The following is a 24977-nucleotide window of genomic DNA, read 5'->3' as shown; positions in this document are numbered from 1 at the left end:
GAAGGCGCGAGACTCCTCGAAAATGCTAACGCATTTTCTTCGTGCGTGGGCTGGTTCGAGCAAGCCCATTCAATGTCCTGCGGGAGTACGGGTCAGGGGAGACCCCGCAGGTGCCGAAGCACCGAGGAGTAAGAAATGCGTATGCCGACTGTCCAGAAACGAGCAAACTGGAGGCTCCGACAAAGAAGCGTTCTTTGCTTCTGCAGGAGGAGCTGAAGTTTGTTGAGTTTCTAGGAGGCGAAGCAAGACAGGCTCCCCTGGCCGCCCGCGGAAAGCGAAGCGCCTGTAACGTAAATCAACAGGCTAACGTAACACAGCCAGGTTATAATTAATTGTAAACATTACCGAAGCCAATATAAAGGAATCACCCCAGTGCCATACGGCAATAATGATAAATATTCAGGATAGAGGGATCCATATGAGAGAACAGGCGGAACAGTTAAGAAGCATGATGGCAGAAAAGGCAAATAAGGAAAATGCGGAGCAGATGAAAGCCTATATGAAAGACCAATTTCCGTTCTTCGGCATCAAGACGCCGCAAAGGCGGGAAATTGAAAAACAATTCTTCATGGAAACAGGCATTTTGAAGCAGCCTTTCAGCGAGGAATTTGTCCTTGCCTTATGGGACTTTCCCGAACGGGAACTTCAGGCAGCTGCGATGGACTACATCGAGAAATTTCTGAAGCAGCTAACCAAAGAGCATTTTTATCTGATGAAGCAGCTGATTACCAGCAAATCATGGTGGGATACGGTCGACATGCTGGCACAGAAGCCTGTTGGGAAAATTGCCTCGGACCATCCTGAACTGATTCAGGAGGAAATCGAGCATTGGGCTGTGGCCAATGATATGTGGCTAAGAAGGTCGGCGATCATCTTTCAATTGAAGTACAAGGAGCGGACCAATGAGGAGCTGCTTTACCGCTATATCACCCTTAATGCAGACAGCAAGGAGTTTTTTATCCAGAAAGGGATTGGCTGGGCGCTAAGGGAATACTCGAAGACGAATCCGGAATCGGTGAAAAGCTTTATTTCCTCCCATCAGCTTCCGCCACTTAGCGTCCGTGAAGGAAGCCGGCATTTGCCTGCAAGGCTTTTTCCGGGAGAATGAAGACATTTCATGGTAGAATGGCACATATCCAAATTCCTGGCAGTATCGGCGCCCGGATAAACTACATAGAAGGTGAAAAACATGATTAAGTGTATTGCAACAGATATGGATGGAACTTTATTGAATTCGGCGCAGCAAATTACAGAGGAAAACAAGGCGGCAATTTTAAAAGCAAAGGAACAAGGCGTGGAAGTGGTCGTGGCAACAGGCCGTTCATACGATGAAGCGATGTTTGTCCTGAGGGAGGCCGGACTGCAGCTGCCCGCCATCTGTGTCAATGGCGCAGAAGTTCGCTCCCCTGATGGAGAAGTGGTGGCGACCAACCCGCTGTCAAAGGCCCAGGCGAGGGAAGCAGCAAAAATTCTCGCTGAAAAGGACATTTACTTTGAGGTATATACGAATCAGGGAACCTTTACGGACGACCGTGATAAAGGAATTACCGTCATCGTGGACATTTTCTCCTCAGCCAACCCTGAAGCTCCGGTGGACGTCATTTTAAAAGGAGCCGAGGAAAGGTTCGAGAAGGGGCTTGTTCATGTAGTCGACAGCTATGACGAGTTGTTTGACAATGATGAGCACCAGATTTACAAGTTCCTCGCCTTTTCCTTTGATGACGAGAAGCAGGCAGAAGGCCGGGAAGCATTGTCGGTAATTGAAGGGCTGGCGCTCAGCTCATCCGGTCATTCCAATATTGAAATCACAAGCGAAAACGCGCAGAAAGGGATTGCGCTTGAAGCTTTTGTAAAAGAAAGAGGATTGGAAATGTCGGACACGATGGCGATTGGCGACAATGAAAATGACCTGTCGATGCTGTCGCGCGCTGGCAGGGCAGTAGCCATGGAGAACGCTTCGTTTGCAATCAAGGCCGAGTGCGATGTGGTGACCTCAACCAATGATGAAAGCGGAGTAGGAAAGGCGATTCTGGAAGTATTGGAATAACATCGAGACAAACATCCTTCCGGCGCCAAATTTTTTGGTGAAAGGAATGGTTGTATGAGAGGAATCATGGCCATAATGCTGGCACTCCTGCTGGGAGCGTGCTCTGGCGGCGGTCCGGGGCAGGATGAAGCTAGCCAAGGCGGGGCGGACCAGCCTGACCGGGCAGAGGAACAGGAAACAGCGGCATTGCCCGCTGAGGCGGAAGTGCTGGCAGACAATATGAGGATTCCGTGGTCGATCAACAAGGCCGGGGAAGTCTTTTATGTGAGCGAGCGTGAAGGGGCGATTATCAGAGTCGGTGAAGGCGGGCAGGCAAGGCAGGAAGTGCAGCTGGAAAAGCCGCTTTCGGGCGCGGCGGAAGCAGGGCTGCTTGGCCTTGTGCTGGCGCCGGACTTTGCCGAGTCTAATCAGGCGTTCGCCTATTATACGTATGAAGACGGGGGCCAGTACAACCGGATTGTGCAACTGACGCTGGAAGAGGATGTCTGGGTGGAAAGTAAGCTGCTGCTTGATCAGATTCCGAGCGGCAATGTGCATCATGGCGGCCGGCTGGCAATTGGGCCCGACGGCAAGCTGTATGCGAGTGCAGGAGATGCTTCGAAACCGGAGCTGGCCCAGGATCTGGATTCACTTGCAGGAAAGATTCTCCGCCTGAACCTCGATGGTTCGGTTCCGGATGACAATCCTTTCGAGAATTCCTATGTATTCAGCTATGGCCACCGCAACCCGCAGGGAATGGTGTGGGATGAGGACGGGACGATGTTTGCGAGCGAACATGGCCCGAGTGCGCACGATGAAATCAACGTGATTGAGGCGGGAAACAACTACGGCTGGCCTGAGATTACTGGAGATGAAGAAAAGCAGGGGATGGAAAGTCCGCTGTTCCACTCGGGCGGGAATACGTGGGCGCCTTCAGGAATGGCGGTGCTGGACGGGAAACTGTATGTGGCCGCGCTGAGGGGCAGCGCTGTGCTTGAATTTGATATTGAAAAGAAAGAGATGAGGGAGGTCGTGTCCGGCCTCGGCCGCATCCGCGATGTCATGATTGAAGGCGACGAGCTGTACTTTATCTCCAACAATACCGATGGACGCGGGTCGCCGCAGGAGGATGATGACAAGCTGTATAAAATCCCTTTGTCGTCGTTTAGTGAATAGTTAGGAAGAGAGCAGCCATTCCGGGCTGCTCTCTTTGCGTTATAAAAGCTCAATCTTCAATGAATCCACCTGGGAAACGAGAAGCTCTTCGTATTTCTTTTCGGCGGTGAACTGGACTTCCTGCTCGCTGGCTTTAGGGTTTTCCTTCTTGACGAGCTCCACGACGTCCTGCTGTACCTTTTGCGTCAGGACAATTCTTTCGTATTGCTCCTGCTGGTACTTCCAGAACTTTTCCTCTCCATACTGTTCAATCAGCTGTTTGGCAGCAGGCGATTCATTGTACTGGTTGCGGACCTTGTCGATTTCATTCTTCACTTCCTGCTCGCTGGCGGTGTGGCCTTTTTCATTTCCGAGCAGCGCCATCGCCCGCAGGCGAATGATTTGCGCAATCAGCTGGTTTTGGTTTTCATTCATTTCCAGCTGCATATCCCAGTAGGACATGGCTTCTTCCAGCTCCTCACCGCTGTATTTTCCACGGTCGGTTTCACGGGCCATTTCGATATGCAATTCATTGATAAAAGCATAGAAGCCAAGGTCTTCCTGTGTGATCCACTCACCGTTGATGGCAGCGACGCCGTCTGCTTTTTCGACATTCATTTCGAAGACTTGTTCTAGCTGCTGGCCGTCTTTTTCGAGGGTGAACACAGCTTCCCACTTTCCGGCCATCGGCAGCTTCACTTTGGCGGCGTATGTGCCGTCTTCCTGTTCTTCCAGGGCAGCATCAAAACTTCCGTGATCCATGTCCACCATGGATAGCTGCGCTTTTATGCTCAAGTCACTGACAGGGGAGCTGTTTTCCGAAACGGAGAGGACCAGTTGCGATTCCTTTCCGCTTGAAAAAACAGGTTCTTTGGTGATTTCCGCTTTCCAGTCCGGTTTTGCGCTGCAGGCGGCGAGGACAAGGGCCAGCAGCATGATGAGCGATAAGCTCCACTTTTTCATGTTAAAAACCTCCCAGGCGCTGTTGGATTAAAAAACTCTCCACTTTATACTTCGTCATCTTTCCTTCCTCCAGGAAGGCAACGGTGCTGCAAATCTGCTGAATTTCATCCAGATGATGGGATGAAAGCAGGATGGTCTTGTTTTTAAGTTCTTTCAGCACTTTCAAAATCTCCTGCCGGCCGATCGGGTCGATGCCGCTGGTCGGCTCATCCAGGATGATGATGGAACAGTCTGGGTAGAGGGTCACCGCCAGCCCCAGCCGCTGCAGCATTCCTTTCGAGTAGCTTTTGACAGGAAGATCGCGGTCTTTCCAGAGCCCCACAGACGTAAGGATTTCCTTGATGCGCTCCTTATCTGCCTTGCCCTTCCCCGATTGGGCGAAAAACTTCATATTTTCATAACCGGTCAAGGATGGGTAAAGCATGAATTTCTCGGGAAGATAGGAAATTTCGTTTTTCCAGCTTTTAGTTTTGGCCTGCTCCTTGCCATTTATGGCAATGCTGCCGCTTTGTGCAGGCGCAAGGCCGAGCAGGCAGTTGATGAAGGTTGATTTGCCGGCCCCGTTCCGTCCGACAAGAGCGCAAATTTCATTTTTTTCGATTTTAAGTGAAACATGGTCCAGTACCTTTTTACTGCCAAATGAACGAGTCAATCCGGATACGTCAATCATTCAAATCCCTCCTTGCGATGCAACAGGACGGCCCCGCCAAAGGAGGCGCCCAGCCAGAACAGCAGATTGATGCCGAAAAAGATGCCTGGCGAAAGCCACATGAACGACTGCAGCAGCCTTGACATGTGCCCGAACGAGTAGAGCCCGAGACCCGACTCGAGAAACAGCCTTCCAGCCTGGATCGGGTTAAGGAAGAAGGCGGTCGAGAACAGCTTGACGTTGTCATGCGTCACGTCGGGTAGGAGTGACAGCAGGACAAAGTCATGCAGGAAGAAGAAGTAGAACCATAGAATGACAGCCACCCCGGTAATCTGCATTCTGGACCGGCTGATGCTGCCAATCAGGACACCAAGCTGGGTGAAAACGAGCATCAGGCTGGCCAGGGCAGCCAGGAACAGGAAGTAATGTGACAGCTGGACATCAAAGTAGAACTTCAGCGGCACAAGGTAGACAAAAAACCAGATCAGCACGGGGCCAAGCAGGGTCGCCTGGATTCCAAGGCTCTTTTTCAGTAAAAAGCTGAGCCGGCTTTCCTGGCGGGTCAACAGCATGACGAGCGTTTTCTGCTCTTTTTCCTGGAAGACCGAAAAGCCGCCAAGGAACAGGCAAAGGATGGGAATCACGTACAGCAGGCTGTCAAACAGGTTCACCAGCAGAATATAAAAGCCCTGGTCATAGCTGAATGAAGACCTTGTGAGCAATAGGACGGTGACGACAAGGATGATGGCCATGGACAGCCAGAAACCTTTGCTTCTGATATTTTCCAGCCATTCTTTCCAGATAAAATGCATGGCGATGTCTCCCTTTTATAGAATCCTTGTTTTTAAAATCTTTGAGATAAGGAGGGCGGCGGCACCAATCAGCAGGCCGGGCCAAAACCATTCCGGCCCATTGCCGGCAGCGAGCGGATGGTCATCCTCGAACATGACCTTGCCGTTTCCAAAGAGCTCGTTCATTTTCTCGTAGATGCTGATTGCCGGGCTTTTCAGGAACAGGTAGGTCAGCTCCTGTTCTTCGATTTGCTGGAACAAGGCAGATTGATAGACGGCCTTGCTGTCGCCGATGCCGTCCTGGTCAAGGTCGAGCAGGGGAAAGGTGCTGCCCCACATGTTTCCGGTTCCGTCCTGGCTCCAGCTGTTCCTGCCTGTTCCGCCAAGCGTCACGGCAGGCAGGGTGTTGTCGGATATTTCGTTCCCGGTAAAGACCTGGTCATTGGAGCTGGCCCACAGTTCAATCCCGATTTGGTTTTGCTGGATTTTATTCCTGGTGATTAAGTTTCTTGTCGCCTGATCTATATACAACCCTCTTTGATTCATATAGAAAGTATTGTTCTCAATGTGATTGTCATTGGCAGACAATAGCAGGAGGCCGAAGGAACGGTGTCCGTAATTGAAGACGAATTGGTTGTCTTCAAGCTTGAGGCCGTTGGAATGCATGATCGCCGCTCCACCTGTATTGAATGTGAATATGTTGTTTTTAAATTCGTTTTGGTTGGAATACATGAAATGCAGTCCATACCGGGTTTTGGAGATGCTGTTGCGGTGCATCACGTTATCATTGGCATAATCAAAGAACATGCCGTCGCGCGTTCCTTCAATCTCGTTATTCGAGAGTGTGTTTCCGTTTGAATAGTAAATATGAAGCCCGTTGCCCTGGCCGGCGATTTCCTCTTTGCCGCTGCCGAGGACGACAACGTGGTCGATTGTATTCTCATGTGCCTTGCTTAAATAAATGCCGTGAAAGGAGTCCGAAATACTGAGGTTTTTCAGCGTGTTCCTATTGCTGTAGACCTTGATTGCGGCATATTCCTCAGGGCTGTTTCGGTCCATCGAGCTGTTTTTGACGGCAAAACCGTCCAGGGTGACACCTTCAGCGGTGACCGAAATAACATTGCCTGTTCGGTCGCCCTCGATGATGGTGCCGTCTTTTCCTAAAAGGACAAGCGGTTTATCAATGACGATATTTCCATGGTAGGTGGCTGCCTCAAGCTGGATGGTCGCTCCTGCTTCGGCAGCATCTATGAGTGCCTGGAGATCTCCTTGTGCCGCTCCTGGCCTGTATGGGGCAAGGAGGATAAGGAGAAGAAGCAGGCCAGGGATTTTTTTCATCGCACTCTGTCCTTCCATAGTGGAATGAGGACAATGAGGAACGCGGCAACTACCAGATAGGAGCCTGTTTCAAGAGAACTGTAGGTCGTAAAATTGGCGACGATGTTTTCTCCCAGGATAGGGGGAATGAAAGGATCCATTTCAATCGGCGCCATTGGGTCGAGGTCGGTGCCGAAGTCTTTCAGCCAGCGCCTCAAGTCCCAGACCCCGGCGGCTCCTCCTGCAGCAAACAGGGCAATGACGCCGTACAGGTAAGCTTTATTCCGGATCAGGCCAGCGAGCAGGACGAGTACCGCCAATCCGCCAATCAGCCATTTTAGAAACTGCAGTTCCGGAAAGTTCTCTTCACTGAAGGTTTTCATGCCAATATAGTGGTTGAGCGCATTGATATTGTCGATTTCTCCGTCCAGTTTGTCGGGGTAGACGATGATATTCAGTCCCTCTGGATACTGGGGAGCGAAAAACTCCATCTTCCACCATGGGAAGAACAGGGAAGCTCCGACCAGCAGCGCGGCCATCACAAGCAGCACCGACGAACCAGGGGAAAGCCGTTTTTTGTTCATGGTCCGACACGCCTTTCTTTTAAAAGGGAAGGGGGCATCGGCCATTCAGCTGATACCCGTTTCCACTAATCTTATTTAAGGTTTCACAAGGAAGTAACCGGTCATTTCCTGATGAAGCGCCGAGCAGAAGTTAGTGCAGTACAGCGGGAAGGTGCCGGCTTTATCGGCGGTAAACTCCACTGTATTGACCTGTCCTGGCTGGACTTCGATGTTCAGGTCGTAGCCATTGATGGCAAAGCCGTGGGTGATGTCCTGGTCAAAGTCGATATTCGTGAGGTGGATGAAGACTTTGTCGCCTTTATTGACCTCAATCACATCAGGGCGTTCCGCTTTTGCATCAAAGATGAATTTGGAGCGCATCGCGATGCCGTAAACATGGACTTCATTTCCTTTGCGGACGATTTTCGCATCTTCCTGTTTGTAGACAGCGTCCTTGTTGGCCTCATCTTTATCATAGACAGAGATCGTCTTGACTTTATCGGCTTTGATCATTTGCGCGTAATGCGGTTCCGGGTTAACAGGCGCTGACTGGATGACTTCCATCTTGTCGCCCGACAGGTCGATCAGCTGCATCGATTCCGGGTGTGATGGTCCAACAGACAGGTAGCTGTCCTTGGCAATTTTGTTCAGGGCAATGATGTATTTGCCATCCGGGGCAACGGTGTCGCCCTCGGCTGCGACGGAATGTCCAGGAGAATACTGTACAGGAACACGGTCGAGGGTTTCTCCGGATGCAGGATCCCATTTCACGATTTCAGAAGAGATGAACATGGTTGTGTAGGCCATTCCTTCTTCATCAAACTGGGTATGCAGCGGTCCAAGCGCATTTTCCGGATTGACTTCCCGTTCCATGACTGATTCGTACTTGATGATCGGAATTCCGTTGCGTTCGCCGGCAAAGTCCTGGTTTTCGATGGCTTCGATGGCTTTATCAAACGAGAAGACCGTCATCGCCGGTGCAAGTTTTCCGGAAGCGATAAAGTGCTTGCCGTCCGGAGTGACATCGACACCGTGAGGCGATTTGGCAACAGGGACAAGATAGATGCCGCCTTTATGCTTTTCCGGGAAAATCATTTTTTGGCCGGTCACTTCATCGTATTGGCCGTCTGCGACTTTCTTCTCTAGCTCACGCCAGTTGAACAGGACGATGAAGTCGCGGTCCGCCTGGGATGCGTTGATCTCAAGGTTGGTGGTTGCTTCTTCCGTATTGTAGGTGGTCATGACCGCCCAGTCGGCAGAATCTTTCTTTCCGGCATCAGAGAGGTCGTATGACCATGGCGGCAGGGCGACCTGGTAGGCAATGTCCATTTTTTCTTTTTCCTGGTCGAATGTCACAGCCGACATGACGCCGCGATACTGCTCGCTGTAATCATCGAGGGAGGCATATTCATGGCCGATCGGGACGGCGAACCGGGTAGGGAGGAACATGTACTCCGTATTCTGGGTCACGAAGGCCGCGCAGTGCGGTCCGCTTGTGTTCGGCACATTGATAATGTCTTTTGTCGTAAAGGTTTCAAGGTTCAGGACGGCGGCCCGGCTGTTGCCGACATCGGTCGCAAATAGGTATTTGCCGTCATAATCTCCTTTTGTCTCGGAAAGGGCGGGATGGTGAAGGTCGCCCCAGGTGAATCCGCCAAGCATTTCCTTCGAGTGGCTGTCATAGCCGTAACCGGTCGCAGGATCCGGCGTGAATACCGGAACGGTGCGGATATGGCGCATCGATGGCACGCCGTAGATGAACATCTGGCCGGAGTGTCCGCCGGAAGCCATCAGGTAATATTCGTCTTTCTCGCCAAACGGGACATACACTTTCTCGGCATTGCTTTTGTTTTTGCTGTTTTCAGCTGTGGCTGCAGGAGTGCTTGGCGAGAAATCAGCAAAGAACACTGTGGCAGCCAAAAGTCCGGTAAGCAAGCCCGATACCGGAGGAATCCATTTTTTCATACAATTTGCACCACCTTCATAAAATTTATTTTTCGGAAGCTTCTTTGAGGGCGTCGACAACTTGCTGGACTTCTTCATCACTCAGCGGGCTTCCGCTGATGACTCCTGACATGACGGCCGATGTCGGCGCTTTCATAAATTCATCGAGAGGCTTGCCATGCTTATCTTCCACATTGGTAAAAGCTTTGGATAAATCAGGTCCGGTAGCTCCGCCCTGCAGGTTTAAAGAAGAAACAGAGTGGCAGCCGAGGCAGCCCTTCGAGGTGAAAACCTCGCTGCTGGCCGATACGGTTTCAGGCTGGCTGCTTTCATCGGCTTCTGGTTCCTGCTTGCTGCTTTCCGCTGCTTGTGCAGGTGCGCTTTCCGTTTCTGCCGGTTTGGCCGAAGATGAGGCTTCCTCTTTTCCGGCCAACTCATAGCCGGCGAAACCAATTCCAAAGCCGAGGATGGTGCAAATGATGAAGCTGGCGACAGAGTTTGGCATCTTTCTTTCCCCCTTTTGTTTTTGTTTACATGTTCATCCTATCGTGTTGTAAGGGATTGGAAATGTGATGCTGCTCACTTATTGGTGACTCCATTGTGAAGATTGTGTGAAGAAGTTGTGCCCATGGTGGTGCAGAGGCGCTTTAAAGCAAAAAAAGGTGCCTGACCCCCGGCGCGTTAACGCGCTGGGGGTCAGGCAGCCTTTAGTGAGTTAAAGTTTATATGTGTAGAATTGCTCGAAGGTGAGGCGTGTCATGACTTGGGGGTCTTTGTTCTTGAGCCCTTCCGCCATGGCGTCGATCATGTATTGGGTCTGCGACTGGTGCGCCTTGATCGCGGCGAGCTTCTGGTCGGCCACGGCACTGATGTCATGGACGATATCGGCTTCTCCCAGTTCATCAATCGTGTTATTCGCAAACGCGACAAGATGCAGTTTCGGACGCTGCCCGGCAGGCAGCTTTGCGACCGCTGCGACAACGGCTTCCCCGGTGGCCTCATGGTCCGGGTGGACAGAGTAGCCGGGATAAAAGGAAATGATCAGCGAAGGTTTCAGTTCCTCAATCATATCGGTGATCTGTCCAATCAGCTTGTCGGGGTCTTCAAATTCCACCGTCTTGTCACGGTAGCCCAGCATCCGCAGATCGGTAATGCCAAGGACGCGGGCTGCTTCCTTCAGTTCATGCCTGCGGATGTTCGGAAGGGTCTCCCGATTGGCAAACGGCGGGTTCCCCATGTTCCGGCCCATTTCCCCAAGGGTCAGGCAGGCATAGGKGAGCGGTGTTCCCATATTGATATGTGAAGCAATCGTTCCGGATACGCCGAAGGCTTCATCATCAGGATGAGGGAACACGACAAGTACATGCTGTTCTTTTTCCATTTGCTTTCAACGCTCCTTTTTAGGCCCTATTCAAATGCTGTTTCGCTCAGCTGCAGGGCAACGGCCAGTTTTCCGTCATAATCATGGCCAGCGAGCAGCAGCCTGTTTTTGCTATCGATTTCATAATGGGTAATTCCCTCGGCATATACCCAGCCAAAAGGAATTTTCAGTCCCACCCGGTAAGGGCCGCGACCAGTGATTCTGGCACGCTCATAGCTGAGCTTGGCATTGCGGATATAGGCGCCTGCCGAGAAAAACTTGTCATTAAAATGCGAAGCATAGGCTCCATTGGTCGTCTCCATATGAAGATAAACCTCTTTATCCTTGAAGCTGTCCAACGCTTCCTGCACATCCTTCACATTGACGGGATCCATTCAATCAACTCCTTCTCCGGCGCTTTTAAAGCTTGTTCCATACGCTGGTTGTGCTGTTTCTTTCAAATGTTCAGGCTTTGCGGCCGTTTCCGAACCTGGTATAGGCGCCATGCATGACAGGCCCCACATATTGGTTCAGCTGGAAACCGTGATTGATTGCCTCTGTAACGAATTCCTTAGCCACGGAAACAGCCTCTTCCACTGGTTTGCCCAGGCCGAGGCCAGCGGTAATGGCTGCCGCAAACGTACAGCCTGCACCATGGGTGTAGGTGGTTTCCACTTTTTCCGACTCGAACAGGGTGAATTCCTTCCCATCGTAAAGCAGGTCTACGGCTTTCTCGTGGTCAACATCGCTGCCGCCCTTGACCATGACATACTTCGTTCCAAGGTCGTGGATTTTGGCTGCCGCTTCCTTCATTTGGTCGACGTTCCGGATTGGTCCTGTCTGTGCAAGCTGCCAGGCTTCGAACAGGTTCGGGGTGACGATCGTTGCCCTTGGGAGCAGGAATTCGCGCATTGCATCAGTATTTTCCGGCTGCAGGACTTCATCTTCGCCCTTGCAGACCATGACAGGGTCAATGACGACAGACTGAAGTCCGTGCTGGTCTATTTTCCGCGCTGCGAGTTCAATGATTTCGGGTGATCCAAGCATTCCGGTTTTCATTGCATCAATTCCGACAGACAGGATGGTGTCAAGCTGCTTTTCGACCAAATCGACAGGCTGGGGGAATACTCCATGATGCCAGCCGTCCGGGTCCATCGTGACGATGGTGGTCAATGCCGTCATCCCGTATACGCCAAGCTCCTGAAAAGTCTTGAGATCAGCCTGGATGCCGGCGCCGCCGCTGGAATCCGAGCCTGCAATTGTTAGAACCTTCTTCATTGTCATTGCTTCTTGCCTCCCTGAAGTCTTCTTATTTATAAGGCCAAGATGGTCTATTTAACGATTATACCAAAGTGGAAACCTCAGGCAAAACATGTTGGCCTGAAGCCGTTCTGGCGGGTCKGGAAGGATGGGKTTTCAGGGGAGGCCGTGATAAAAGTTACTGCCGGCGGCCAAACAGTTCCTTTAGGATAAGAATGCGGTTCAATTGAATGACAATAGTCCTAAGTCTTTTGGTCATAAAATGGACAATTTTTCGAGATGCATTTGTAACATTTCCTGCGCCGTTCATTTGGATTCTTCCTGTAAATTGGAACTATAAAGGGGATTTTATCCTTATTTATTCATTTTAAATGGTCAATAGTGTAATTTTCCAAACTGTGACAATTTAGCTAACTGTGACGTTGTTAACAGAATGCACCTGCCAAAGTTCCTAAGATGGAGAGTGAAGTCAACTGCTGCTCATCAATGGCAAACAGTTAAGGGGTGATAAGAATGATCAGGAAAGGATGTCCTGATGAATACCMAATCAATCTGGTAGTCAACGGGTTTGAAATCGCTGTTTTTCAGCTGACAAACCAGGATCTGGAGGATTGGGCCTATGGATACCTCTATTCGGAGGGATTGATTAACGGGGCGGATGATGTCGAGGCTGTCCATTTTTACGAAGGCTCTGGAACTCTGCAAGTTTCCTTGAATAATAGTTTTGACCCTGAACAAATGTTTTCGAAGAAAAAGCATTATACGGCTGGATGCGGCCGCGGTGTGACCTTTTTCTCGATGACGGATGTGAAACAATTCGAAAGGGTGCAGTCCCGGCAGGTATACGACTTAAGCTACCTGCTGAAAAAGCGCAGCGAATTTGCGCAAAGCTGCCCGCTTTACCTTGAGTCAGGCGGCATGCATGGCGCCTGCATCATTCACGAAGATGGCAGCATCGAGGTCCGTGAAGACATTGGGCGGCATAACGCCGTGGACAAGATAATCGGCCATGCAATTAGAAAGCGCTTGCACCCCGAACAGCTTGTCCTGCTGACAACCGGAAGGGTTTCCTATGAGATGCTCTCAAAAGCAGCGAAGTTCGGTTTTGCGGTCATAGGTTCGCGCACCGCTGCCACCAAGCAGGCCGTCCAGCTCGCCAGGTTTTTAAATATCGAAGTCGTCGGTTATCTACGAGGCAAAATGGCGACCGTCTACACATCGGCCGGAAGAATCCGTAACGATGTCACCGGACCCGCCGCCACAAAGCCAATTGAAAGGGGTGAAGTCCTGCCTCTGTTCAATTAGGCTGTGTGAAAGTCAGGCTTGATTCTACTTGCGTTGATTGAAGTGGAAGGCGCGAGACTCCTGCGGGAGCAAGGGTCAGGGGAGACCCCGCAGGCGCGGATAGCGCCGAGGAGGCTCCCCGGGCCGCCCGCGGAAAGCGAAGCGCCTGTAACGGAAATCAACAGCCAGTTTGACACAGCAAAGTTTTAAAACTTGGGATAAGGGATGTTCTAGTGAAAATTGGGAAGGAGAGAGAATGATGGTTGAAATCAACCTGAATCGCCGGCAGTTTTTAAAACTGTCGGGAGCAACCGCTGCGACTTTGGCAATCGTAGAGCTCGGCTTCAATGAAAATGAAGCAAAAGCAAAAACAAAAGAATTCAAGATTGCCAAATCAACAGTCACACCAACCATTTGCTGCTTCTGCGGTGTAGGCTGCGGCATCTTGGTGCATACAAAGGACGACACGGTGGTCTATACGGAAGGGGATCCGGACAACCCAATCAACGAAGGGACCCTTTGCAGCAAAGGAACCACCATCCGCCAGGTGTACACATCAGAGAAGCGGATTGAAAAGCCATTGTACCGCGCTCCTGGCAGCGACAAGTGGGAAGAAAAGTCCTGGGACTGGATGTATAAGACCATTGCCCAGCGCGTGAAAGAAACACGGGACAGAACATTTGTCGAAAAGGAAAACGGCTTTACTGTCAATAAAACAGAAGCGATTGCGAGCCTGGGGGGCGCAGCGCTTGATAACGAAGAATGCTATCTGCTCGCAAAAATGATGAGAGGGCTTGGTGTCACCTACCTGGAACACCAGGCACGAATATGACACAGTTCTACGGTTGCCGGTCTGGCACCTACAGTAGGGCGTGGCGCAATGACAAACCATTGGAGCGATCTCCAAAACACGGATGTTGCTTTGATCATGGGAGGAAATCCTGCCGAAAACCATCCTATCTCATTTAGATGGCTGACGAAAGCAGTAGAGAGAGGGGCAAAAATTGTTTCGGTCGACCCTCGCTTTACGAGAACCTCTTCCAAGGCGGATATATACGCACCACTTCGCTCAGGAACAGATATTGCTTTTATGGGCGGGATGATCAAGTACGCAATTGATAACGGACTCTATCACAAGGATTATGTGGTTAACTATACAAATGCCTCTTTTATCTTAAAAGAAGAGTATAAGTTTAATGATGGGCTGTTCAGCGGCTATGATGAAGCGGCCAGAAAGTACGACCGGTCAACATGGGCATTCGAAACCAATGAAGATGGCACGCCAAAAGAAGATAAAACCCTGCAGCATCCCCGCTGCGTGTTCCAGGTGATGAAACAGCATTATTCACGCTATGACGTGGAAACAGTTACTGCTGTCACCGGGACCCCGAAAGAGGATTACTTGAAGGTTTGTGAAACATTCTGCTCAACCGGACAGGTTGGCAAATCGGGTACGATCATGTATGCAATGGGTACCACCCAGCATACAGTTGGTTCGCAAAACGTCCGTGCTTTCGGAATCATCCAGCTCCTGCTCGGCAACATTGGCCTCCCGGGAGGCGGCATTAACGCAATGCGCGGCGAATCGAACGTACAGGGATCAACCGACTTTGCACTTTTATATCACCTTCTGCCCGGCTACGTGGGAATGCCGACTGCAAAGCCGCAGCATGCAACTTTGAAAGACTATAACGAAAATGAAACACCGGCAGCAGGCTACTGGAGCAATAAGCCGAAGTTTCTTGTCAGCATGCTGAAAGCCTGGTATGGGGACAATGCTACAAAAGCAAATGATTTCTGCTATGATTATTTGCCAAAAGGCAATAAAAACTATTCTCATATTAACCTCTTTAAAGCGATGTATAACGGCGACCTCGAAGGAGCGTTCCTGTTTGGAACAAACCCGGTAGTCGGCGGACCGAATGCCGGCAAAGAAAAGGAAGCCCTTGGAAAGCTGAAGTGGCTGGTAGCCGCCGATCTTTGGGAAACGGAATCTGCTTCATTCTGGCAAAAAGAAGCTGGTAGCAACCCATCCGCCATTGGAACAGAAGTCTTCCTTCTGCCGGCAGCATCATCCTATGAAAAAGAGGGAAGTGTCTCCAACTCCTCCCGCTGGATGCAATACCGCTGGAAGGCAATTGAGCCTAAGGGAGAATCGCTGGCCGACCTGGAAATCATCCACCGTTTGATGCTAGAACTCAGAAGCATGTATAAAGGACAAGGAACAGCTGCAGCGAAGGCTTTCAATGCCATGACATGGAATTATGGCGATGGCAGCCATCCGGACATTGAGCTGGTCTGCAAAGAGATTAATGGCTATGACTTAAAAACCGGAAAGCTTCTTCCAGGCTTTGGAGCTCTGCTGGATGATGGTACCACTTCATCAGGGAACTGGATCTATTCAGGCTTCTATCCTGAAGAAGGAAAGAATCGTGCGAAGAACCGCGACAACAAGGACACTGGCGGCGGCAACTTCCTGAATTGGTCCTTTGCCTGGCCGGCCAACCGCCGCATCCTATACAACCGGGCTTCTGCCGACTTGAATGGAAAGCCTTGGAGCGAGGATAAAAAGGTGATTTGGTGGGATAAAGCGGAAGCGAAGTGGGTTGGCTATGACGTGCCTGATTTCGTACCAGCGAAAGCTCCTTCTGACCCAGGAGGAAATAAACCGTTCATCATGCTTAAAGACGGGGTCGGCGGCTTGTTTGGAGCTTTAAATGAGGGGCCTTTCCCTGAGCATTATGAACCATTTGAGAGTCCTGTGGCAAATGCTTTCTCGAGCCAGGAACTAAACCCGACGGTTGAGATACATGAAGGTGATTTCAACCTTAAGGGAAGCTATAAGGATTTCCCAATCGTGGCCACGACTTATCGTGTAAGCGAGCACTGGCAGTCAGGCTCGATGACGCGGAACCAGGAATGGCTGTCCGAGCTGGTTGGCCATATGTATATTGAAATCAGCGAAGAGCTGGCAAAAGAAAAAGGCATAAAAAATAAAGATAAAGTGGTGGTCAGCTCAGCCCGCGGCGATATCGAGGCCTATGCGATGGTGACCAAGCGCTTTAAGCCGTTTACGATCCAGGGCCAAAAAGTCCATCATATCGGAATGCCATGGCACTTTGGCTATAAAGGATTTGCAACAGGGGATACAGCAAACCGTCTGACTCCTCATATCGGGGATGCCAATACGACCATTCCGGAATACAAGGCATTCCTCTGCAACGTTAGGAGGGCGAACTAATGGCCACTGAATATGTAAAATTAGTCGATGTCACCAAATGCGACGGCTGCCGTGCCTGTATGGTCGCCTGTAAGAACTGGAACGACCTGCCTGCTGAACCCCAGGATTTCCTGGGGACGATGCAGTCGCATGCGAATGTCTCCGCCGATACTTGGAACGTCCTGACGTTTGTTGAGCATGAAAACTCGAAGGGCGGCCTGGACTACCTGTTCCGCCATTCTTCCTGCTACCACTGTGTGGATGCAGCGTGTGAAAAGGTCTGCCCGGAGAGCGCGATCAGCTATACCGACTTCGGAAGCGTCGTCATCGACCATGACAAATGTGTCGGCTGCGGCTATTGCGAGCAGAACTGCCCGTTCGATGTGATTTCCCTGAAGGAATACAAGGACAAGAACGGCAAGGAATACCGTAAGGCGAATAAGTGCACGATGTGTACCGACCGCCTTGAAGAAGGACTGCAGCCAGCCTGTGTAACAACCTGCCATCCAGGTGCGATGCAGTTCGGCGAAAAGGAAGAAATGATGAAAAAAGCGGAAAAGCGTGTCAGCGAAATCAAGGAACGCTATCCTAATGCAATGGTTTACAACCCGGCTGGAGTGGGCGGCACCCATACCATCTACGTCCTTGCCGAAAAGCCGTCTGTATACGGCATGCCTGAGAATCCAAAAGTCCCAACATCGGCTGTCCTTTGGAAAGACTATGCGCAGCCAATTGGAAAAGCAATGGTCGGGGGCGTAACGATGGCGCTTGTCGGTGCCTTTGTCGCCAATAAGTTCTTCGATAAGAAAGGCAAGGAAGAAGAGGATGGAGGTGACCACCATGAGTAAGCAGCAAAGTTCTGAAGTGCAGGTCAAACGTTTTTCGAAAGCATTTGTCTGGGCGCATGGCATCAACGCGATCGCATTTATCGGTTTGTATATCACGGCGCTGCCGATGTACACGGATTGGTTCAACTGGCTGTATGTGGTGTTCGGCGGGCCGGAAAATGCCCGCCTGATCCACCGGATCCTTGCGGTAACGTTCATCCTGCCAACGTTCATCTGGCTGATTTTCGACCACAAAGGCTTCTTCATGTGGCTGAAGGAACTGGTTACCTGGAAAAAGAGGGATCTCCAGTTTTTCAGCGAATTTGTTAAAGAGCTGTTCGGCTTCAAGTTCAAGCATGTCCGGCAGACATTTTTCAATGCCGGTGAAAAAATCAACTCGATTCTGCAAATCTTTTGTGCCATCCTGCTGATTGGATCAGGCTTCCCGATGTGGTTCCCTGATTTGTTCCCAAGTGCACTTGTACAATGGTCGTACTTCCTGCACAACGTTGGCTTCGGCCTCGGTTTCGCAGTCGTTCTCGGACATATCTACCTGAGCGTCATCCACAAGCATTCCCGTCCGGGATTCACAGGTGTCATCACTGGAAAGGTTCCGGCCAAATGGGCAAAGAGCCACTATACAGAATGGTATGAAGAAGAAGTCAAAAAAGGCAACTTCCCGGACCTTGATGATCCGAAGAATAAGAAAAAAGGGGCGTAACTCCCGCTTTTACACTTTGAAAATCATATTAACCAAGGATGGCTGTCTATCTAGGCAGCCATTCCAGTTTATCGATATCAGCATAAAACCAATGAAAGAGGTGCAGCAATGAAAAAATCCGTTGTTTCAAAAGAATACCAGAATCTGCAGAAGGAAATTGCCAAGCTTCAGGAACAGTGGAAAGAGAGTCTCAACCCGGATATTGTAAAACCAAATCTTGACCAATCGGCGATGAGCGCAGGGGTGCCGGCGGCTGCCCTGGCGGCTATTGATTTTGATATTTCACTATTTTTACAGTGGATAGATGAACTTAGTAAGCTGATTTTGGAGCAGAACCAAGAGCTTGAAGAACAACTGGAAAAGGTGGGGAGCCTGCTCGACGAGGAAGCGGCCATCCGCTGGATTGACGAAGCTTTTTCATTAAACTCCATTTACTTTGCCAGCTTCGCTGAAGAAAATGGGATTGATGAGTGGATTCCGCAATTCCTCGCTGAGAATGCGCTCCGCCCTTATTTGCAGCTGACGGCGGACAAGGTCCAGGGTGTGGTGAAGGCTGTCCATGGAGCAGGCTGCCCGGTATGCGGCGAGCCAGCCAGGCTTGCACAGCTTGAAGGAGAAGGTAAAAAAGTGATCCACTGCCCGCGCTGCCATGCGCATTGGCCTGAAAAACGCATCCAGTGCTCGCACTGCGGCAATGATGACCATAAGACCATCCAGTTCATCACCGTCGAAGGAGAAGCTTCCTCCCAGATCCTCTGCTGCGAAAAGTGCAAGGGATATACGAAAGTAATTGACACAAGACAATTCATTTCCAGGCCATCTTCTGCTATTCTTGATTTAACAAGTATTCATCTCGATTTTGTTGCCCAGGAAAATGGGTACCAGGCAGCTCCTGGCAATCTGGAAACCAAAAACTAATCTTTTTAAAAAAGAAGGTGCTGCGCATGAAAGCCGGGGCAATTATTCTATCTGGCGGGAAATCCAGCAGAATGGGGACCAACAAGGCCCTGCTTCCTTTCCATGATAAAACGAATATTGAGAGAATCAGGGATGAGCTGGGATCTTTATTTGACGATCTTTTGCTTGTCACCAATGATCCTGAAACCTATGAATTTCTTAATATGAAAATGGTGCGTGATGCGTATCCCGGAATGGGGCCGCTTGCGGGCGTCCATGCGGGACTAACCGCTTCCCATTATGAAGAGAATATCGTCGTTGCCTGTGACATGCCATTTGTTTCTGCGGACCTCGCGGGCAGCCTTGTCAAAAACCTGAAGCATTTTGATGCGGTCGTCCCGGTGATTGGCGGCAGGCAGCATCCACTCTTTGCTTCCTACCAGAAGCGGATCCTGCCTCAGCTGGAAGAGTGTCTGGAAAGCGGCCGCCTGCGCATGGTCCATCTCCTGGATCAGCTGCAGGTCCGCTATCTTGGGGAAACCGAACTCCAGGCCTATGCCGATGGCAGCCTGGAAAAGATTTTTTTTAACATGAACCATCCAAATGAATATGAACATGCCAGGAAATGGGCAGAAACTGAGAGATAAACGGTGCTGACAGAAAGGGTGTAGTGGAATGCAATTCTTTAAAGTGAAAACTGTGGAGGAAACCTTTGCCTTAATCCAGGAGCATATTCCGGAAATCAGGGAGGTGGAGACCCGCACGCTCGAAGAAGCACTTCACTGCATCCTTGCCGAGCCTATTGTCGCGGCTGAGAATGTGCCAGGCTTTGACCGTTCGACCGTGGATGGCTATGCGGTTTTTGCCAAGGATACGTATGGTTCATCCGAATCGATGCCAGGCTTTTTGACAGTGGCTGGCGAAGTGGAAATGGGAGAAGAAGCGGGAGCACCGCTATCCAGGGGAGAAGCGATTTATGTCCCGACTGGCGGCATGATTCCTCCTGGCAGCGACAGCGTGCTGATGATTGAACACTGCGAGGAAATCGGCGGGCTGCTGAACACCTACAGGCAAGTGGCACCTGGCGAAAATGTAATCCGCGCCGGCGAAGATATCAGGGAAGGCGAAGTGCTGCTTGAGGCAGGGACAAAACTGCGTCCCCAGGAAATTGGCGCCCTGGCCTCACTTGGCATCAGCAAAGTAAACGTTTACCGGAAGATCAAGGCGGCCTATCTGTCGACCGGGGATGAAATTGTTCCACATGAAACAAAGAGCCTTAAAGTGGGTCAGGTGCGCGACATCAATTATTTGACGGTTGCCGGACTTGCAAAGGAATGGGGCGTAGAGACCATATACGGGGGCATTACCGCGGATGACTACGAAATATTCGCCGCGAAGGCGCGCGAGCTTTATGATCAGGCTGACATCTTGATTTTATCCGGCGGAAGCTCCGTTGGGGCGAAGGATTATACGACAGAGGTCATCCAGTCGCTTGGCGAACCGGGGGTTTTTGTCCACGGCATTTCAATCAAGCCTGGAAAGCCGACGATTCTGGCCGTAGCGAATGGCAAGCCTGTCATCGGGCTTCCGGGCCACCCCGCTTCAGCGATGATCATTTTCCGCTTGTTTGGGGAGAAGATCATCAAGCAGCGCCAAGGCGAGCGCCATGGCAACAAGCCGGAGCGCCTTTTTGCGCGGATCACGAAAAATATCCCTTCCGCACCGGGAAGGTCGGATTACATCCGGGTACGTTTGTTTGAGAAAGAAGGAGAATGGTGGGCAGACCCGATCATTGGAAAATCGGGTTTGATCACTACTCTTGTAAAAAGCGACGGCATTGTCGAAATCCAATCGGAAAAAGAAGGAATCTTGCAGGGCGAGCATGTGCCTGTCATAGCATCGAAATAAGGGGGAGCACAAATGGGTGAAAAGAGATACCAGCGCAAAATCTATCTGGAGGACAAGCCGCGGGCAGAGGCATTGCAGGAAATCCTTGAAGCTGCCAGGCTGGCTCCGGAGACTGAAATCATCCCGACCGTCGACGCCCTTGGGCGGGTCACGTCCTCCCCGGTTTTTGCCAGCATTTCGATGCCGCATTATCATGCTTCAGCCATGGACGGGGTCGCGGTCAATGCGGAGGATACATATGAAGCCCATGAACAGCGGCCGCTGCATTTGAAAAACGGCAGCCAGTTTGTCTATGTGGATACAGGAAACGCCATCCCGCAAGGTTTCAATGCTGTCATCATGATTGAGAACGTTCAGATACTGGATGAGGAAACAATCGAAATCATCGAGCCGGCAACACCATGGCAGCATATCCGCCCGATTGGCGAGGATATCGTCCAGGAAGAGATGCTGTTTCCGCAGGGACACGTCCTCAGACCTGCCGATCTTGGCGCGCTTCTGGCGGCCCAGGTCACCCAGGTCCCAGCGGCGAAAAAGCCGCTGGTCACGATCATTCCGACCGGAAACGAGCTTGTCCAGGCGGACGATACGCTTCCATACGGGAAGATCATTGAATTCAATGGCACCGTTTTTGCGAATTATATAAAAGAGTGGGGCGGAGAACCCGTTCTTACCGGGATTGTCAGGGACGAGCCCGAAAACATCAAAGCCGCTCTTTTGCAGGCCGCTGAAGTTTCCGATATCATCGTCATTAACGCCGGCTCGTCGGCGGGCTCCAAGGACTATACCGTGCATATCCTGAACGAGCTGGGCACCGTGTTTACGCACGGCGTGGCCACCAGGCCGGGAAAGCCTGTCATCCTTGGGCAAATCGCAAATAAAATTGTCGTGGGTGTGCCGGGGTATCCGGTATCCGCCTATCTGGCGCTTGAGTGGTTTGTAAGGCCGCTGATCTGCCAGTACCTGCAAATCCCCGTGCCGAAAAGGCAGGCCTTGAGCGTCAAGCTTGGCCGCAGGATTGTGTCCACCATGGGAGCAGAGGACTTTGTCAGAATGAATATCGGCTATGTGAACGGGCAATTTGTGGCCAATCCGCTTACAAGGGCGGCTGGTGTCACAATGTCGCTTGTCCGTGCGGACGGATTACTTGTCGTCCCGCCGGAGCAGCTTGGATATGAGCAGGGGGATATGGCAGAGGTGGAGCTGTTGAAGCCGCTCGAAGACATCATGAACAGCATTGTCTTCTCGGGAAGCCATGACCTGACCATCGACCTGCTGTCATCGCAGCTGAAAGCCCAGCGCAGCGACATGAAAATTGTTTCTTCCCATGTTGGAAGCATGGCTGGTGTCATGGCAGTCAGGAAAGGGGAAGCCCATGTAGCGGGCATTCATTTGCTTGACCCGGAAACAAGGGAATATAATATCTCTTACGTGAAAAAGCTTCTTTCCGGGCAAGACGTTGTTCTCTATCCATTTTTAAAAAGGACCCAGGGCTGGATGGTGCCTAAGGGCAATCCTCTCGACATCAAGTCCGCCGCGGACCTGGCCGAAAAGGAAGTAGAGTATGCCAACCGCCAGAAAGGGGCGGGAACAAGAATCCTGTTCGATCTTCTTTTAAAAGAACAAGGCATAAAGCCTGAACAAATAAACGGCTATGACCGCGAAATGTTTTCACATTTGAGTGTAGCCGCCGAGGTAAAGGGAAATGGAAAAGCAGCAGGGCTTGGAATCTACCCGGCCGCCAAAGCGATGGGGCTGGATTTTGTTCCGGTTGGCGACGAATCCTATGACCTGCTGATGACCAGGGCTTTCTTCGAGAGCGAAAAAGGGCGCTGGCTCATCGGTGTGATCCAGTCGGACTCCTTCAAGGCTGAAGTGGATAAAATTGGCGGCTATTCGGTCGTCAGCAATGCCGAACCCCTATTATTTGATGCGCAAAAATGAGGTGAGCAGAATGAATTATGAAATTTCGAAAGAAAACATTGATATCCAGTCTGTAATCGATAAAGTGGTCCAGCGTGAAGCGGGGGCCATCACGACTTTTATCGGCACGGTAAGGGAGCTTACTAAAGGCAAGAAAACCCTTTACCTGATTTATGAAGCCTATGAGTCGATGGCGGTCAAAAAGCTGGAGCAGATCGGCACTGAAATCAAGGAACGCTGGGAAGGTGCGGAAGTGGCGATCACCCACCGCGTCGGCAAGCTCGATATCAGTGATGTCGCCGTCGTGATTGCCGTATCGACACCCCATCGGGCGGACGCCTATGAAGCCAATCGCTATGCGATCGAGCGCATCAAGGAAATTGTGCCAATCTGGAAAAAAGAGCATTGGGAAGACGGGCAGGAGTGGATCGGCGACCAGCTTGAGCGGGTGGCCTATCCAACCGGAAAGCCGGAGGCAGGTGATTTGAATGAATAAGGTTCTGTTTTTCGCCCATTTGCGCGATGAAGCCGGAGTGGAATCGGCGGAAATCGAGGCGGTTGGAAAGACGGTGGCCGAGCTGAAGGAAATCGTCGCTGAAACATACAAGCTGGGCAAGCTGGATAGTGCCATGGCTGCGATCAATGAAGAATTTGCACCAAATGAAGAGGTTATTCAGGAAGGAGACGTCATTGCCTTTATCCCGCCAGTAAGCGGAGGCTGATGTCTCCTGCTTTTTCTTGATTTTAACCACTTTAAGGGAGGAACTTTTCCATGTCAACTCGTTATTCACGCCAAACGCTGTTTCCTCCAATCGGCAAGGAAGGGCAGGAGAAAATCTCCAGCAAGCATGTGCTCATCATCGGCGCCGGCGCCCTGGGTTCGGGAAATGCCGAAGTGATGACAAGAGCGGGAGTCGGCAAACTGACAATCATCGACCGCGATTATGTCGAAGCAAGCAACCTGCAGCGCCAGCAGCTTTACACCGAGCAGGATGTGGCCGATAAGCTGCCAAAAGCGGCTGCGGCTGAAAAAAGGCTAAGGGCCATCAACTCCGATGTGGAGATTGTCGCTTTGATTGGCGACGCTACGCCTGAAAAACTCGCTGAATTGGCGGAAGGAGTCGACCTGATCCTTGACTCCACCGACAATTTTGAAACAAGAATGGCGATCAATGATATCGCCCAAAAATACAAGATTCCGTGGATTTACGGGGCCTGCGTGGCAAGCTTCGGAATGAGCTTTACGGTGATTCCGGGTGTGACGCCATGCCTGAACTGTCTGCTGAAGACGGTGCCGATCCAGGGGCTTACCTGCGACACCGGCGGGATTATCGGCCCAGCTGTCCAGATGGCAATTGCCCACCAGACGGCTGAAGCCTTGAAAATACTTGTTGAGGACTGGGAGGCCGTGCGTGCCTCGTTTGTCAGCTTTGATTTGTGGCGCAACCAGTACACAAGCATGAAAATGGGCCGGGCCAAGGATCCAGGCTGCCTGTCCTGCGGCGAGCATCCGGAATATCCGTACCTGAGCGCTGAAAACATGACAAAAACGACCGTCCTCTGCGGCAGGGATACCGTCCAGATCCGGCCGCCGCATTCAGAAGGAGTGGATCTGAGCGACATGGCTGAGAGGCTGAAGGCGCTCGGATACGAGGTGAAAGGAAATCCGTACCTGCTGTCCGCCGAGATGGACGAGAACCGCTTTGTCCTCTTCCAGGACGGACGGGCGCTCATCCATGGGACAAAAGATTTGGCCCAGGCGAAGAGCATTTATAATCGTTTGCTAGGGTAATGAGCATAAAAACAGGTGTCCCTTTTCAGGGACACCTGTTTTGGATTATTTTACTTCATCAGAAGCCACAAGGACGAGACGGCCTTTATCCAGCTCGACTTCGTACTGTTCCGCTTCCTGTGCGCTCATTCCAAGCGATTCAAACTTGGAGCGAAGCTCGTCTCCGCGAGACTTGAAAACATTAGTGACGGAATTCATGATGCCTTGTTCCTTCAGGCCGACTTCGCCTGTATCCGTTGCTTCGGTCAAGTGCTCGCCGCGGTCTTCATCATGCGCAAACAAATAAATGTTTTCCTTTGCGAATCCTTCTGTCTGCAGAGCCTGAATCTTGTCCATTGCTTGTACACCGTTTTCGACTACATGTACTGTTACCATCT

Annotated in this window: 26 protein-coding genes and 1 pseudogene; 16 read left to right on the top strand and 11 right to left on the bottom strand. The window is 51.1% G+C overall.

Features of this window, described 5'->3' with window-relative positions:
- Positions 1 to 110 precede the first annotated feature (110 nt).
- The 4 genes from ADU22_RS04685 to ADU22_RS04670 all read left to right on the top strand — a co-directional run bounded on the left by ADU22_RS04685 (position 111) and on the right by ADU22_RS04670 (position 3202).
- Positions 111 to 332 carry a hypothetical protein gene (locus ADU22_RS04685; protein ID WP_053361143.1) on the top strand — a complete coding sequence of 74 codons (222 nt, stop codon included), beginning with the start codon at positions 111 to 113 and terminating at the stop codon, positions 330 to 332.
- An 86-nt stretch (positions 333 to 418) separates the two neighbouring features.
- The gene (locus ADU22_RS04680; RefSeq protein WP_082252787.1) at positions 419 to 1108 is read left to right on the top strand and encodes a DNA alkylation repair protein; all 690 of its coding nucleotides are present in this window, start codon (positions 419 to 421) and stop codon (positions 1106 to 1108) included.
- 81 nt (positions 1109 to 1189) lie between these two features.
- The gene (locus ADU22_RS04675; protein WP_053361142.1) at positions 1190 to 2047 is read left to right on the top strand and encodes a Cof-type HAD-IIB family hydrolase; all 858 of its coding nucleotides are present in this window, start codon (positions 1190 to 1192) and stop codon (positions 2045 to 2047) included.
- A 54-nt stretch (positions 2048 to 2101) separates the two neighbouring features.
- Positions 2102 to 3202 (top strand): PQQ-dependent sugar dehydrogenase, encoded by a 1101-nt coding sequence (locus tag ADU22_RS04670; protein ID WP_053361141.1) that lies wholly within the window; start codon positions 2102 to 2104, stop codon positions 3200 to 3202.
- Between the two features lie 39 nt (positions 3203 to 3241).
- On the opposite strand, the gene ADU22_RS04665 is transcribed toward ADU22_RS04670, so the two are convergent.
- The 10 genes from ADU22_RS04665 to pdxK form a co-directional block, all read right to left on the bottom strand.
- On the bottom strand, positions 3242 to 4144 hold the full coding sequence (locus tag ADU22_RS04665) for a FixH family protein (RefSeq protein ID WP_053361140.1): 903 nt from the start codon (positions 4142 to 4144) through the stop codon (positions 3242 to 3244).
- Position 4145: 1 nt separating this feature from the next.
- Entirely contained in the window at positions 4146 to 4814 is a 669-nt protein-coding gene (locus ADU22_RS04660) for an ABC transporter ATP-binding protein (protein ID WP_053361139.1), read from the bottom strand.
- Positions 4811 to 5605 carry an ABC transporter permease gene (locus tag ADU22_RS04655; RefSeq protein ID WP_053361138.1) on the bottom strand — a complete coding sequence of 265 codons (795 nt, stop codon included), beginning with the start codon at positions 5603 to 5605 and terminating at the stop codon, positions 4811 to 4813. The genes ADU22_RS04660 and ADU22_RS04655 overlap by 4 nt, the downstream gene beginning before the upstream one ends.
- Positions 5606 to 5620: 15 nt before the next feature.
- The gene (gene nosD, locus ADU22_RS04650; protein WP_053361137.1) at positions 5621 to 6922 is read right to left on the bottom strand and encodes a nitrous oxide reductase family maturation protein NosD; all 1302 of its coding nucleotides are present in this window, start codon (positions 6920 to 6922) and stop codon (positions 5621 to 5623) included.
- Entirely contained in the window at positions 6919 to 7485 is a 567-nt protein-coding gene (locus tag ADU22_RS04645; RefSeq protein ID WP_053361136.1) for a hypothetical protein, read from the bottom strand. The genes nosD and ADU22_RS04645 overlap by 4 nt, the downstream gene beginning before the upstream one ends.
- A 75-nt stretch (positions 7486 to 7560) precedes the next feature.
- Positions 7561 to 9429: a Sec-dependent nitrous-oxide reductase gene (nosZ, locus tag ADU22_RS04640; RefSeq protein ID WP_053361135.1), complete on the bottom strand. Its 1869-nt coding sequence runs from the start codon at positions 9427 to 9429 to the stop codon at positions 7561 to 7563.
- Positions 9430 to 9454: 25 nt separating this feature from the next.
- Entirely contained in the window at positions 9455 to 9913 is a 459-nt protein-coding gene (locus ADU22_RS04635; RefSeq protein WP_053361134.1) for a hypothetical protein, read from the bottom strand.
- A gap of 210 nt (positions 9914 to 10123) precedes the next feature.
- Positions 10124 to 10789, bottom strand: a complete 666-nt coding sequence (bshB2, locus tag ADU22_RS04630; protein ID WP_053361133.1) for a bacillithiol biosynthesis deacetylase BshB2 — start codon at positions 10787 to 10789, stop codon at positions 10124 to 10126.
- Between the two features lie 26 nt (positions 10790 to 10815).
- A complete protein-coding gene (locus ADU22_RS04625) occupies positions 10816 to 11163 on the bottom strand; it encodes a YojF family protein (RefSeq protein WP_053361132.1) in 348 nt (115 codons plus the stop codon).
- A gap of 70 nt (positions 11164 to 11233) precedes the next feature.
- Positions 11234 to 12052 carry a pyridoxine/pyridoxal/pyridoxamine kinase gene (pdxK, locus tag ADU22_RS04620; RefSeq protein WP_053361131.1) on the bottom strand — a complete coding sequence of 273 codons (819 nt, stop codon included), beginning with the start codon at positions 12050 to 12052 and terminating at the stop codon, positions 11234 to 11236.
- Positions 12053 to 12541: 489 nt separating this feature from the next.
- Here pdxK and fdhD point away from each other — a divergent pair, with 489 nt between their 5' ends.
- The 12 genes and pseudogenes from fdhD to ADU22_RS04560 all read left to right on the top strand — a co-directional run bounded on the left by fdhD (position 12542) and on the right by ADU22_RS04560 (position 24600).
- A complete protein-coding gene (gene fdhD / locus ADU22_RS04615; RefSeq protein ID WP_053361130.1) occupies positions 12542 to 13333 on the top strand; it encodes a formate dehydrogenase accessory sulfurtransferase FdhD in 792 nt (263 codons plus the stop codon).
- A gap of 238 nt (positions 13334 to 13571) precedes the next feature.
- The gene (locus tag ADU22_RS25595) at positions 13572 to 14144 is read left to right on the top strand and encodes a twin-arginine translocation signal domain-containing protein (RefSeq protein WP_053361129.1); all 573 of its coding nucleotides are present in this window, start codon (positions 13572 to 13574) and stop codon (positions 14142 to 14144) included.
- Between the two features lie 12 nt (positions 14145 to 14156).
- Positions 14157 to 16553, top strand: a pseudogene (gene fdnG / locus ADU22_RS04605) (formate dehydrogenase-N subunit alpha); the annotation flags it as partial.
- Entirely contained in the window at positions 16553 to 17380 is an 828-nt protein-coding gene (locus ADU22_RS04600) for a 4Fe-4S dicluster domain-containing protein (protein WP_053361127.1), read from the top strand. The pseudogene fdnG and the gene ADU22_RS04600, both read left to right, overlap by 1 nt.
- Complete coding sequence (locus ADU22_RS04595) at positions 17373 to 18080, top strand: formate dehydrogenase subunit gamma (protein ID WP_053361126.1); 708 nt, start codon at positions 17373 to 17375, stop codon at positions 18078 to 18080. Before ADU22_RS04600 ends, ADU22_RS04595 begins: the two co-directional genes overlap by 8 nt.
- A gap of 108 nt (positions 18081 to 18188) precedes the next feature.
- Complete coding sequence (locus tag ADU22_RS04590) at positions 18189 to 18998, top strand: formate dehydrogenase accessory protein FdhE (protein WP_053361125.1); 810 nt, start codon at positions 18189 to 18191, stop codon at positions 18996 to 18998.
- A 26-nt stretch (positions 18999 to 19024) separates the two neighbouring features.
- Complete coding sequence (gene mobA / locus ADU22_RS04585) at positions 19025 to 19624, top strand: molybdenum cofactor guanylyltransferase (RefSeq protein ID WP_053361124.1); 600 nt, start codon at positions 19025 to 19027, stop codon at positions 19622 to 19624.
- A gap of 28 nt (positions 19625 to 19652) precedes the next feature.
- A complete protein-coding gene (locus ADU22_RS04580; RefSeq protein WP_053361123.1) occupies positions 19653 to 20885 on the top strand; it encodes a molybdopterin molybdotransferase MoeA in 1233 nt (410 codons plus the stop codon).
- Positions 20886 to 20897: 12 nt separating this feature from the next.
- A complete protein-coding gene (locus tag ADU22_RS04575; RefSeq protein WP_053361122.1) occupies positions 20898 to 22829 on the top strand; it encodes a molybdopterin biosynthesis protein in 1932 nt (643 codons plus the stop codon).
- Positions 22830 to 22839: 10 nt separating this feature from the next.
- Positions 22840 to 23304 carry a molybdenum cofactor biosynthesis protein MoaE gene (locus ADU22_RS04570; protein ID WP_053361121.1) on the top strand — a complete coding sequence of 155 codons (465 nt, stop codon included), beginning with the start codon at positions 22840 to 22842 and terminating at the stop codon, positions 23302 to 23304.
- A complete protein-coding gene (moaD, locus tag ADU22_RS04565) occupies positions 23297 to 23530 on the top strand; it encodes a molybdopterin converting factor subunit 1 (RefSeq protein ID WP_053361120.1) in 234 nt (77 codons plus the stop codon). Before ADU22_RS04570 ends, moaD begins: the two co-directional genes overlap by 8 nt.
- Before the next feature lie 50 nt (positions 23531 to 23580).
- On the top strand, positions 23581 to 24600 hold the full coding sequence (locus tag ADU22_RS04560; protein WP_053361119.1) for a thiazole biosynthesis adenylyltransferase ThiF: 1020 nt from the start codon (positions 23581 to 23583) through the stop codon (positions 24598 to 24600).
- A gap of 45 nt (positions 24601 to 24645) precedes the next feature.
- Here ADU22_RS04560 and ADU22_RS04555 read toward each other — a convergent pair whose 3' ends face one another.
- Complete coding sequence (locus ADU22_RS04555) at positions 24646 to 24975, bottom strand: YflT domain-containing protein (protein ID WP_053361118.1); 330 nt, start codon at positions 24973 to 24975, stop codon at positions 24646 to 24648.
- Positions 24976 to 24977 lie beyond the last annotated feature (2 nt).

Source organism: Bacillus sp. FJAT-27251 (assembly GCF_001273925.1).
Classification (GTDB): Bacteria; Bacillota; Bacilli; order Bacillales; family Cytobacillaceae; genus Mesobacillus_B.
This window is presented reverse-complemented; position numbering and strand designations above follow the sequence as displayed.

Excerpts from the sequence above, each read along its gene's own strand:
- ADU22_RS04570 (WP_053361121.1), top strand. The coding sequence starts at position 22,840 with ATGAATTATGAAATTTCGAAAGAAAACATTGATATCCAGTCTGTAATC.
- ADU22_RS04635 (WP_053361134.1), bottom strand. The coding sequence starts at position 9,913 with ATGCCAAACTCTGTCGCCAGCTTCATCATTTGCACCATCCTCGGCTTT.
- ADU22_RS04600 (WP_053361127.1), top strand. The coding sequence starts at position 16,553 with ATGGCCACTGAATATGTAAAATTAGTCGATGTCACCAAATGCGACGGC.
- nosZ (WP_053361135.1), bottom strand. The coding sequence starts at position 9,429 with ATGAAAAAATGGATTCCTCCGGTATCGGGCTTGCTTACCGGACTTTTG.
- mobA (WP_053361124.1), top strand. The coding sequence starts at position 19,025 with ATGAAAGCCGGGGCAATTATTCTATCTGGCGGGAAATCCAGCAGAATG.
- pdxK (WP_053361131.1), bottom strand. The coding sequence starts at position 12,052 with ATGACAATGAAGAAGGTTCTAACAATTGCAGGCTCGGATTCCAGCGGC.
- ADU22_RS04580 (WP_053361123.1), top strand. The coding sequence starts at position 19,653 with ATGCAATTCTTTAAAGTGAAAACTGTGGAGGAAACCTTTGCCTTAATC.
- ADU22_RS04590 (WP_053361125.1), top strand. The coding sequence starts at position 18,189 with ATGAAAAAATCCGTTGTTTCAAAAGAATACCAGAATCTGCAGAAGGAA.
- ADU22_RS04680 (WP_082252787.1), top strand. The coding sequence starts at position 419 with ATGAGAGAACAGGCGGAACAGTTAAGAAGCATGATGGCAGAAAAGGCA.
- ADU22_RS04675 (WP_053361142.1), top strand. The coding sequence starts at position 1,190 with ATGATTAAGTGTATTGCAACAGATATGGATGGAACTTTATTGAATTCG.
- ADU22_RS04665 (WP_053361140.1), bottom strand. The coding sequence starts at position 4,144 with ATGAAAAAGTGGAGCTTATCGCTCATCATGCTGCTGGCCCTTGTCCTC.
- nosD (WP_053361137.1), bottom strand. The coding sequence starts at position 6,922 with ATGAAAAAAATCCCTGGCCTGCTTCTTCTCCTTATCCTCCTTGCCCCA.
- ADU22_RS04645 (WP_053361136.1), bottom strand. The coding sequence starts at position 7,485 with ATGAACAAAAAACGGCTTTCCCCTGGTTCGTCGGTGCTGCTTGTGATG.
- ADU22_RS04555 (WP_053361118.1), bottom strand. The coding sequence starts at position 24,975 with ATGGTAACAGTACATGTAGTCGAAAACGGTGTACAAGCAATGGACAAG.
- ADU22_RS04595 (WP_053361126.1), top strand. The coding sequence starts at position 17,373 with ATGAGTAAGCAGCAAAGTTCTGAAGTGCAGGTCAAACGTTTTTCGAAA.
- ADU22_RS04575 (WP_053361122.1), top strand. The coding sequence starts at position 20,898 with ATGGGTGAAAAGAGATACCAGCGCAAAATCTATCTGGAGGACAAGCCG.
- ADU22_RS04655 (WP_053361138.1), bottom strand. The coding sequence starts at position 5,605 with ATGCATTTTATCTGGAAAGAATGGCTGGAAAATATCAGAAGCAAAGGT.
- ADU22_RS04670 (WP_053361141.1), top strand. The coding sequence starts at position 2,102 with ATGAGAGGAATCATGGCCATAATGCTGGCACTCCTGCTGGGAGCGTGC.
- ADU22_RS25595 (WP_053361129.1), top strand. The coding sequence starts at position 13,572 with ATGGTTGAAATCAACCTGAATCGCCGGCAGTTTTTAAAACTGTCGGGA.
- moaD (WP_053361120.1), top strand. The coding sequence starts at position 23,297 with ATGAATAAGGTTCTGTTTTTCGCCCATTTGCGCGATGAAGCCGGAGTG.
- ADU22_RS04560 (WP_053361119.1), top strand. The coding sequence starts at position 23,581 with ATGTCAACTCGTTATTCACGCCAAACGCTGTTTCCTCCAATCGGCAAG.
- ADU22_RS04625 (WP_053361132.1), bottom strand. The coding sequence starts at position 11,163 with ATGGATCCCGTCAATGTGAAGGATGTGCAGGAAGCGTTGGACAGCTTC.
- ADU22_RS04660 (WP_053361139.1), bottom strand. The coding sequence starts at position 4,814 with ATGATTGACGTATCCGGATTGACTCGTTCATTTGGCAGTAAAAAGGTA.